The 10,352-nt window shown below is 37.5% G+C and carries 12 protein-coding genes; 4 read left to right on the top strand and 8 right to left on the bottom strand.

Annotation, left to right across the window (positions count from 1 at the left end; genetic code table 11):
• Positions 1–108 precede the first annotated feature (108 nt).
• From ilvD to LT143_RS17045, 3 genes are all read right to left on the bottom strand, one after another.
• Complete coding sequence (gene ilvD / locus LT143_RS17055; RefSeq protein ID WP_246944952.1) at positions 109–1,776, bottom strand: dihydroxy-acid dehydratase; 1,668 nt, start codon at positions 1,774–1,776, stop codon at positions 109–111.
• Between the two features lie 161 nt (positions 1,777–1,937).
• On the bottom strand, positions 1,938–2,933 hold the full coding sequence (locus tag LT143_RS17050; RefSeq protein WP_246944950.1) for an NAD(P)/FAD-dependent oxidoreductase: 996 nt from the start codon (positions 2,931–2,933) through the stop codon (positions 1,938–1,940).
• 36 nt (positions 2,934–2,969) lie between these two features.
• Entirely contained in the window at positions 2,970–3,713 is a 744-nt protein-coding gene (locus LT143_RS17045; RefSeq protein WP_246944948.1) for a YqjF family protein, read from the bottom strand.
• Positions 3,714–3,897: 184 nt separating this feature from the next.
• Between LT143_RS17045 and LT143_RS17040 the strand changes: the two genes are divergently transcribed.
• Together LT143_RS17040 and LT143_RS17035 are read left to right on the top strand one after the other, a co-directional pair.
• On the top strand, positions 3,898–4,284 hold the full coding sequence (locus tag LT143_RS17040) for a YkvA family protein (protein ID WP_246944945.1): 387 nt from the start codon (positions 3,898–3,900) through the stop codon (positions 4,282–4,284).
• A 171-nt stretch (positions 4,285–4,455) separates the two neighbouring features.
• Positions 4,456–5,268, top strand: a complete 813-nt coding sequence (locus LT143_RS17035) for an alpha/beta fold hydrolase (RefSeq protein WP_246944942.1) — start codon at positions 4,456–4,458, stop codon at positions 5,266–5,268.
• Between the two features lie 58 nt (positions 5,269–5,326).
• On the opposite strand, the gene LT143_RS17030 is transcribed toward LT143_RS17035, so the two are convergent.
• Entirely contained in the window at positions 5,327–5,749 is a 423-nt protein-coding gene (locus tag LT143_RS17030) for a DUF2935 domain-containing protein (protein WP_246944938.1), read from the bottom strand.
• Between the two features lie 136 nt (positions 5,750–5,885).
• Here LT143_RS17030 and LT143_RS17025 point away from each other — a divergent pair, with 136 nt between their 5' ends.
• Together LT143_RS17025 and LT143_RS17020 are read left to right on the top strand one after the other, a co-directional pair.
• Complete coding sequence (locus LT143_RS17025) at positions 5,886–6,155, top strand: DUF3986 family protein (RefSeq protein WP_246944935.1); 270 nt, start codon at positions 5,886–5,888, stop codon at positions 6,153–6,155.
• 24 nt (positions 6,156–6,179) lie between these two features.
• Positions 6,180–6,344, top strand: a complete 165-nt coding sequence (locus tag LT143_RS17020) for a glycine zipper domain-containing protein (RefSeq protein ID WP_246944931.1) — start codon at positions 6,180–6,182, stop codon at positions 6,342–6,344.
• A gap of 92 nt (positions 6,345–6,436) precedes the next feature.
• On the opposite strand, the gene LT143_RS17015 is transcribed toward LT143_RS17020, so the two are convergent.
• The 4 genes from LT143_RS17015 to LT143_RS17000 all read right to left on the bottom strand — a co-directional run bounded on the left by LT143_RS17015 (position 6,437) and on the right by LT143_RS17000 (position 10,162).
• On the bottom strand, positions 6,437–7,072 hold the full coding sequence (locus tag LT143_RS17015) for an ABC transporter permease (RefSeq protein ID WP_246944928.1): 636 nt from the start codon (positions 7,070–7,072) through the stop codon (positions 6,437–6,439).
• Position 7,073: 1 nt separating this feature from the next.
• Positions 7,074–8,207 carry an ABC transporter ATP-binding protein gene (locus LT143_RS17010; protein WP_246944925.1) on the bottom strand — a complete coding sequence of 378 codons (1,134 nt, stop codon included), beginning with the start codon at positions 8,205–8,207 and terminating at the stop codon, positions 7,074–7,076.
• Between the two features lie 179 nt (positions 8,208–8,386).
• Positions 8,387–9,292, bottom strand: a complete 906-nt coding sequence (locus LT143_RS17005) for a glycine betaine ABC transporter substrate-binding protein (protein WP_246944922.1) — start codon at positions 9,290–9,292, stop codon at positions 8,387–8,389.
• Between the two features lie 42 nt (positions 9,293–9,334).
• A complete protein-coding gene (locus LT143_RS17000; RefSeq protein WP_246944920.1) occupies positions 9,335–10,162 on the bottom strand; it encodes a tyrosine-type recombinase/integrase in 828 nt (275 codons plus the stop codon).
• Positions 10,163–10,352: the final 190 nt, after the last annotated feature.

The following is a 10,352-nucleotide window of genomic DNA, read 5'->3' as shown; positions in this document are numbered from 1 at the left end:
TTTATTATTTACTCTTACTTTTATGGCTACTTCACCATGTTTTCTTGATCGGGAGCTTTACCTTTCATGAACACCTCCTGGGGTTGGTTCATCCCTACGTGTTCTTAACTAATCAGTTATCGCTCCTTTTGAAGCCGATGAAACAGATCGAGCATATTTAGCTAGGACCCCTTTTAGATGTTGTTCTGGAGCACTCCAATTTTTTAATCTTTCATCAAACTCTTCTGAAGATAGATCAACAGCAAGCACCTGTGCTTCACTATCAATAGTAATCATATCTCCCTCTTTAATTAAAGCAATTGGGCCACCAACTTGTGCTTCAGGGGATATATGTCCCACTACTAACCCATGTGTTCCTCCAGAGAAACGTCCATCCGTAATGAGACCAACTTTTTCTCCAAGTCCTTTTCCAACCACAATCGCAGTTATTGATAACATCTCAGCCATACCTGGACCACCTTTTGGCCCAACATAACGGATAACGATCACATCTCCAGGATGAATCTCATTATTTAATACAGCACTGGTTGCATCTGTTTCTGAATCAAATACCCGAGCTGGTCCAGTAATTTTTTTAATTTTCAATCCAGACATTTTAGCCAGTGCGCCTTCAGGAGCTAGATTCCCCTTTAGAATGACCAATGGACCTGTCTTACGCTTTGGTTGTTCGAAGGAGATAATCTCTTGCCCCTCATTTAATGACTGACATTCAGTAAGATTTTCCTCTAGAGTCTTACCTGTTACTGTTAAACAATCACCATGAAGTAATCCTTTATCTAAAAGTAACTTCATAACAGCAGGAACACCACCAACTTTAGATAAGTCTTCCATGACAAAACGGCCACTTGGCTTTAGATCAGCAATGTGAGGAACCTTTTTGCGAATACGCTCAAAGTCATCTAACTGAAGGTCCACCTGAACGGTGTGAGCCATTGCTAATAAATGGAGTACAGCATTAGTGGACCCCCCTAGAGCCATGACAACGGTAATGGCATTTTCAAAAGCTTTCTTTGTCATAATATCTTTAGGAGTAATCCCCTTATTCAATAGATTCATTACGGCATGTCCTGCTTCTATACAATCTTGTAATTTTTCTTCTGTCTCTGCTGGGTTTGATGAACTTCCAGGTAAACTCATCCCCATCGCTTCAATGGCAGATGCCATTGTATTAGCTGTGTACATGCCACCACATGAACCTGCGCCCGGACAAGCATGACATTCAATCGTATGAAGTTCTTCACGGTTTATATCTCCGTTATTGTATTTGCCTACAGCTTCAAAAGCAGAAACAATATCAATGTCTTTCCCGTCTACCTTACCAGGACGAATGGTTCCTCCATATACAAAAACAGCCGGCAAATTCAAACGTCCGATTGCGATCATGCATCCTGGCATATTCTTATCGCACCCACCAATTGCGACTACTCCGTCGTAATTCTGTGCTCCAACGACAGTTTCAATTGAATCTGCAATAACTTCACGGCTTGGCAAGGAATAACGCATTCCTTCGGTCCCCATTGAAATACCATCAGAAACTGTAATTGTATTAAAGATAAAAGGAGCTCCTCCTCCCTCAATCGTCCCTTGTTTTGCTTTTCTTGCTAATTCATCAATATGCATATTACACGGTGTAACTTCACTCCATGTACTTGCAATTCCTACAAACGGCTTGTTAAAATCCTCATCCGTAATTCCCATTGCCCTAATCATGGCACGATTTGGCGCACGATTTACATCATCAAAAACTGAGCTACGACTTTTTGAAAAATGACTCATATTAACTCCTCCTATTTCTATCATAAGTATCGATATTTTAACATTTTACACATAAACTACAAACTTAATATCCTCATTATGATATAAAGTCCTTTCTAGAAGTTGCTTTCAGGCAAATTCAGCGAACATAGATGAGTAACTCCTTCGACAAAAGGAGTTTCTTAACTAGAATATTGTTGAAGTAGTCTTATCAACTCTTCTCCAACAGCTACCCCTGATAGGAATGCACTTTCCAATCGAGTGCTCTTTGCTGGGTCCTCTGGGTGTAAAAAAGCATCTCCCGCTACTAATAAAGGGTGATCAAGGTTTGTATTCAAGAAAGGCTGGCGTAAGAATTGGACCGCCTCTGCATAACGCCATTTCTTCAGTTGACTTGAAATAAGGGAGTCAGCATTAACATAGGCTCTCGTTAACTGCTTTATCTTTTCTAAAACCTCTTCATCCGAAAGGTCATAGTGATCTTTACTCCATTCTCCCGTCATATAGACACTGACTGTAACAATAGGAGAAATTCCTTTCTTCTCATGGTCCACTAGACGCAAGACACCTTGCGGAAGTTCTGCATCAAGATGACCATGATTGGGAAGGTTTGTAGGCTCAATAAAATGAAATAAACCTACTAAGCATGGTTGGAACACAATCTGTTCAAGCTTTTGTATGACATCCGCTTTTAACCGTAAGCCTCCGCTTTCAATCAGTGCCTTTGCTTGTGGGGCTGGAGCTGTAACGATAACCGCACTTGCATGAATAGTTTCCCCCTGGTCTGTTGTTAAGACGTAACCATCAGGTTGTTTCTTCATTTCTTCAATTTTAGTTTGAAGCCGCACTGGGATGTCTGCTGCTAGTTTTTTAGCGAAAGAATTCATTCCTTCTACGCTAAAATAGCGTGGATGATCCTCGCCGAACCAACGTTTTACTGTCCCATTCTTCATCCAATCATCAACAAACCCCTGAAACCTTTCCGTTCGTACAGTGAAAAATTGAGCGCCATGGTCAACCTTTCCATTCTCTATTCGACGCGTGGCCATTCTCCCGCCAACACTTCGGCTCTTTTCTACTAGTAAGATGTCTTTATATCCTTGCTCCCTAAGCGTCCGAGCAGCCATAATCCCAGACATCCCTCCACCAATAATGACGATTGGTGCTTCCTTGCTCATGTAATCATCCCCTTTATTTACTTTATATGATTAACTTTAACTCATCCGAGCTAGTGTCCAGACAAAAGCTCGAATGGAAGAAGAATAGAGAAGCAACGGTTCACGATTAAAATAAATATCCGGTAAGAATGGGGCAAGCTTATTGACTTTAACTTCTGCCTCCGCTTTTTGTAGTTCCCACTCTACATGGTGGATATCTCCGCGATAAACATGTTTACCCTTCGTTGTCCATAAACAATATCGCGCGGTTAACCAATGTTCAATACTTCCTTCTGCAGCTGTGAAAACAGGCGAAGTAGGGCGATATGCCACATGAAAACTAGCAGCTGGAAAACCTCGGTGTGTTCGCTCGCTTTGAAAATCAACCATTCCGTTCATCTCTTTCATTTCCATGTCAGCATGCACATACGGTAATGAAAATAAGGTTCGAGCAGCTGCTACTGCTAGCTTGTGATTGGCATCTAATGTAAAAAAGTAAACACCAGGTTTCCCTTTATATGTCACATAGGTTCTTACATTTAATTCAAGAAAAGAAGAAGCATACGGAACTTTTGGCAACCCATGAACCCTAATATCATTCATCGTAAACGGAACTAGTCCAATCCAGGAGTTTCCATCAAAGGTATCAGGCTCAAGTTGTGGTGGCAAATGCTTTTTAAGCTCATCTACTGGAATAGGCCAATGCATAAACAGCAACTGATCCCATTTTTGTGTCATGACCCACGGACTGCTCGGAAGTGGTAATGGTCGATGCTCGATTTTATTTAGTTCTTGATACATGTTACTCACCCTTTATGTATCGAATTTTCCTAAGCTAATTCCATTATAATGATAGCTATTCTCTATATCTATCAAACAGCATTCCCCATAAAAGATAAAAGACGGTTAAACTTAAGTAATAGCCGATTACTATGAGGGATGTTATATTATTGAATAAAGGACCATGTTTACAAAAGGAGTCATTATGAAGAATGTAAAGGCGTGGGCAAAAAAGGTAAAAAGACAAATTTTTGTACTCTATTTAGCTTATAAGGATGAAAGAGTCCCTTTGTATGCAAAGATATTTACGGCTTGCGTCGTAGCGTATGCGTTTAGTCCAATTGATCTAATACCTGATTTCATCCCTATTCTTGGATATGTAGATGACTTAATTATTGTTCCAATAGGCATCATATTAGCCTTAAGAATGATTCCTAAGGAAATCATTGTGGATTGTGAAATACGAGCAGAAAATATGATAAAAAATAAGAAACCAAAGAATTGGTGGGTTGGTTCACTCATCCTCCTCATATGGAGTGTCATACTTTTATGGACAATTATAAAAATTTATCCATTCATCATAGTGTCGTAAAGAATGGTATACGGAGCATATTCATAGAATTGCAAAACAATGGGACGGTTCTAATGTTTTCAATTGAACATGAGAACTGTCCCTTTATGTTTTCATCATGACCATTTAATAGTTGATGATAAACTTACTAGAATCATTTAGAATAATAGTAGTAGAGGAGGGTAAGAGTAAATGCTCTATTATAAAACCTATGAATTAAGTGATTTGCATGATTGGGTAGTCTTCATTCATGGTGCTGGTGGGAGCTCATCTGTCTGGTATAAGCAAGTGAAAGAGTTTAAAAAACATTTCAATGTTTTATTAATAGATTTAAGAGGTCATGGTAAATCTAGAAATCCTCTGATCTTAAACAAAAAATATTCCTTTGATAATGTTAGCCTAGATATTATTGAAGTGTTAGATCATATAAATATTAATAAAGCCCATTTCGTTGGTATTTCATTAGGGACCATACTAATTAGGAATATTGCTGAAATCGATCCTACTAGAGTTAAAACGATGGTATTAGGTGGAGCTGTGATCCGCTTAAATACTCGTGTTAAAACATTGATTTGGCTGGGTAATCTTTCAAAGAGATTTATTCCATACATGTGGTTATATAAATTCTTTGCTTGGTGCTTAATGCCTAAAAAGAGACATCATGAATCTCGTATTTTATTTGTTAATCAAGCTAAGAAACTATGCCAAAAGGAATTTATTAAATGGTTTAAATTAACGAATGATGTTGCACCTCTGCTCGTATACTTTGAAGAAAATAAGGTAAATACGCCAACTTTATATGTAATGGGACAAGAGGATTATATGTTTTTATACTCTGTAGAGGAAGTTGTCAAAAAGAGTAAACAAGCCAGATTAGAGGTTATTCAAGATAGTGGTCATGTATGTAATGTGGATCAGCCTGAGCTATTTAATCAGATTTCCATCGAGTTTATAAAGGGATATTGTAAACAAAGTGTTCCTAAGGCAGTTCCACTAGCTACGTAACGAATCTTTAGGGACGTTCTCATGCTTCCTTTTTGGAAGCATGAGAACCGTCCTTTTTTCATGAATATAGTAGAGTTTGAGCAATTCCTACAAAGTACTCTGATTCACGAATAATATGATCAAGAACCACTTTGGCTGTAGGGTTGTTTTTAATAGGTTCACTGTTGTTTTTTATGTACTGACAGAACTGGATAAAGTGCAAACTTTCATCTAGACAGTATTTCACCAGCTTTAGTACTTCTTGATATAAGGTTGGAGACAGCGTTTGACCTGAACGGATGACGGTTTCGATCCATCTCACAACCGTTTGGTGAGTGTTAGCTAAGACTTTCTCCCATTCTATTAATGCGTTCACATATTCCGATTCTAAGTCCTTCACAAGTTCACGTATAACGACAGTGTGTTCCTCTTCCTGATGCTTCCAAAATTCTGCTTCATCTAGGATCCGTAACGGCATTTGATTTCCGTAATAAAACTGCACATAACCACCCCCATAAGATTCCCTAAATAACTATGGAGGTCTGTATCCTCATAGAACTTATTATTCTAAATATGTGAAACTATTTTTTTACCTACTCGTAATAAATATATATATAAAGTTAGAGTGGTGTTAAATATTGTTATATGATGATCGATATCATTTACACGTAGGTTATTATGAAAATGGCTTTGACCTAGAAGCGATTGCTCTGAAAAGAAAATCACATGAAGTCTGGGATTTCTTTTTCGATGTTGAGCAATATGGTTTGAGCCATCTTGTTCAAGATCGTGAATTCTACTTAGATGGCTTTGGTATTAGAATACTTTCTATCGAAATAAAGGAACTTGATTATTCTGTCGGAGCAAAAAAGTTTGAGGAGTGGCTGTTCAAGCAAGGAATGATATAATGAACAATTGTTGGAGGGATTATGATGAGCGGTAAACCATCACATCACAAAGTATCTTATAGTATGGTATCCGGAATTGCTTTAGGCGCATTGTTTGGCATACTTTTTGATAATCTTGCTTTAGGCCTAAGCAGTGGGACTGCGATTGGTGCCGGTATAGGGGCGATTTTAAGCAGGAATAATAAGTAGCTCTTTTTCTTTATATACTAAAATACATAGTATACAAAGGAACTTTCTTTAAACCTTGTATACTATGACCTTCTAACAAATAGTAAATAGAATTATGACTTTAATCCCTTCGGTGTTACTTTATCCTCAAGCTTTCTCAAACCAAAATCAAATACAATGGCTAAAATCGCTGCAGGAATCGCTCCGGCTAAGATAAGATTTTTATCCATTACATTTAATCCTCTTGTAATTAAATCACCTAGACCACCGGCACCAATAAAGGTTGCAAGAGCAGCTACACCAATCGTTAACACCGTTGCGGTTCGAATCCCCGCCATTAATATTGGTAAGGTTAATGGAAGTTCTACCATGAATAGAATTTGTCTAGATGTCATTCCCATTCCTTTCCCTGCATCCACAAGGGCTGGATCAACACCTAAAATTCCTGTGTAGGTATTTCGTAAAATAGGTAAAAGTGCATATAGCGTTAGGGCAATTACTGCAGGGACTTTCCCGATTCCGAAAATCGGAAGCATAAACCCTAGTAATGCAAGACTTGGTACGGTTTGGATAATTGCTGTTACACCGATAATCGGTTCAGCTATTTTCTTATTTCTTGTCAGGACGATTCCAAGTGGAACGGCGATCGCAATCGCAATAATCATTGCAATACCGGCTAAAAAAATATGTTCCTGGAAAGCAATCCATATGTCTTCTTTACGATCTATGAATGTATTAATCAATTCCATTTTACTCATTGCCTCCTCTAATGTGCTTCCAATCTGCTAATCCGCGCATCATACTTGCTCTTGTTACGACTCCAATAAGCTTATTCCCATCAAGAACAGGAATGGCGCCTACATCACTTTCATGGAAGATTTCAGCTACATCTGTCACGACTGCATGAGCCTCTAATGTTTTAATCGTAGATTTCATAATATCTGCAAGCGTCAGGTTTTCGTTTTTATAGTTTTCATCTAACGTTTTAAGAGATACGGTACCTAAGAATGACTTTGATTTATCTGTAATAAAAAGGCTATCCACCTTTTTCTCCTTCATTAAACGGAATGCTTCTGCAAGTCCACGTTTAGGAGATGAGGTGACTACATTGGTATGCATAAGGTCAGTTACAGAAGGTAATTCCGTTGCACCTTGGTTTAATCGTTCTTCACCGATAAACCCTTTAACAAACTCATTAGCTGGGCGTCTTAATATTTTATCTGGAGTATCTAATTGAACAATCTCGCCATCTTTCATAATCGCAATTCGATTGGCAATTTTGATAGCTTCATCCATGTCATGAGTAACAAATACAATCGTTTTTTGAATTTCTTCTTGTAAACTAACGATATCATCTTGAAGTTGCTCTCTACTAATTGGATCTAGTGCACTGAATGGCTCATCCATTAGAATAATATCTGGCTCTGCGGCAAGAGCCCGAATAACACCTATTCTCTGTTGCTGACCACCACTTAATTCAGATGGAAAACGGTGCTTAAAAGTAGAAGGATCTAATCCTACTAAGTCTAATAAATCGTCCACTCGTTTACTATATTGAGTGGGATCCCACTTTTTTAACCTCGGGACTAATGCTATATTCTGTTCAATCGTCATATGTGGGAAGAGACCAATTTGCTGAATCACGTATCCAATATTTCGTCTTAATTCAACAGGATCAATGGTCGAAATATCTTGACCATCAATGAATATCTTCCCAGATGAAGGTTCATTTAAGCGGTTGATCATTCTCATCGTTGTGGTTTTCCCACATCCACTGGGTCCTATTAAAGTAACTAGCTCACCCTTGTTAATTTCTAAATTTATGTTTTTTAACGCAACAAAACCATCTGCGTATTTTTTCGTGACGTTCTCAAATTTAATCATAAAAATCTCCTCACTCTTTGAATGTTCATGGTAGAGCTCACTTTGCAGATATTGCTGTTTATTTTGATGGTAAGGTTCTTAAAACAAGATCTACAAAAAGAGCCTTCAGCACTTATAAACTTACAGAAGAGGCTGTGTAACCAAAGAAGTGACACAGCCTAATAGTATTTATCCACCTATTAATCTATTAATCCTTCTGCCTGTAAAAATTCTATTGCAACGTCTTTCGGTTGTTTTTTATCTAAGTTAACTTGAGCATTTAACTCTCTCATGCGATCATCAGATAGAATACCCGCAAGTTCATTAATGGTTTCTTCAAGTCCTTCATTTGCATCTAACACTTCTTGTCTAACAATTGGTGCTGCATAATATGGAGGGAAGAAATCCTGATCATCGTCTAAAATGGTTAAACCATATTGCGTAATTCTTGCATCCGTTGAGAAGGCTGTGATCACATCAATCTCTCCATCTTTAGCCGCTGTATATTGTAAATCTGGATCTATATTTTTCTTTTCACCAAATTCATATCCATAAGCCTCTGCTAATGCATCATACCCATCTCCTCTTTCAAAGAACTCAGGGTCTGCACCAAAAGATAATTCTGGAGCTACTTCTGCAAGATCAGAATATGTTTTCAATCCTAATTCTTCAGCCAGGTCTCCTCTTAATCCTAGTGCATAAGTGTTGTTAAATCCTAAAGGCTCTAACCATGTTACGTTATGCTCATCTGCATATCCTTTTTTGGTAGCTTCATAGATTTCATCCGGACTTTGTCCTGGTGTATATTCATTTTTTAGCACGTTTAGATAACCTGTTCCCGTGTACTCTACGTACATATCAATATCGCCCATTTTCATTGCTTCCTGTAATACAAATACTCCACCTAGAGCTTCCTTCACTTCTACTTCTAAATCCGTATTTTCTTTTAAGTACTCAGCGACGATATGGGTAAGAATAACTTGTTCTGTAAACTTCTTACCTGAAATTACGATCTTTCCGCTTTCGACTTCTCCTCCTCCATTACCACAAGCAGTAAGTCCAAAAGTTAAAAGTACTGAAAACATGATTGATACAAGCTTCTTCATTGCATTTCCCCCTAATGATTTCTATATATTTTAAATCAATGACTAGAAAAATTTGTAACTAGTAACAATTGATTTATGGCCTGCAAATTGTTTAACGTGTTCAACGCTAAATCCTTTTTCGACTAATCTTCGACAATACGTATTTCTCAGAATTTGAGAGGTAATTAGAAAACCTAATTTGTCACTATATCCTTCTACAACAAACTGAATGGATCTTGGCTGCATCCTTCCTGAACGCTCTGTCACAAACATAAATGGACTATCAAGATATACTGATTTCCCTGCTTTATTCCTAACTTCAATCCAAATGTGCAGTTTTTCAATTACTTGGTCATCAACAGGGATGTCTCTAGAGAATTTTCCATCATGATAGACTGTTATGGTCTTTTCACTAATGGCGTTCGTGTGTAATTGTGAAAGTTCATCCACGCGAAGTCCTGCATAGAGTAGTACATAGATTAAAGCTTCATTACGCGCCTTTTTGAATGGATTTTTCTCATGTGACATAATCTCTAAAAGCTTTGATTCATCATCAATATTTAGCCATTTAACTTGAGTATTTGGTTTTTCCTCATGAAGGCGAAGATTTTCAGGTATGTTTACTTGAACGTAATGATTCTTGGTTGCCCACACCAAAAAAGATCGTAATGTGGAGAGAAGTTTATTAATGGTAGCCACTTTATTTCCTTTTTCAACTAAATGTTCTCTAAACTGAAGAACATCTTCCCGCTTTAGCTGATCTAGTCCGATTTGTCTGGTTTCGAGCCATACATTAAATTGTTTTACTTCGTGGACATACATTTTAATCGTGCTTTCTTCCTTCTTCATTTCTTTTAGATAGCTTTCATATTGCTCTATTAACTCTTTCATCCTGACACCTTCTAGTAAATAAAATTCAACACACGAATTTAAATTCTATGATGAATGACTAATTCTACGATGAATATTATATAAAATTAATCCCATGATTGACAAACTCGATACCGCTGTATACATTTTAAATATTCTGTAAATATAAAGAATAGATTACATGACCTTACATATACTTACATATCCTATA

It is taken from the genome of Bacillus pinisoli (assembly GCF_023036475.1).
Classification (GTDB): Bacteria; Bacillota; Bacilli; order Bacillales; family SA4; genus Bacillus_BS; species Bacillus_BS pinisoli.
This window is presented reverse-complemented; position numbering and strand designations above follow the sequence as displayed.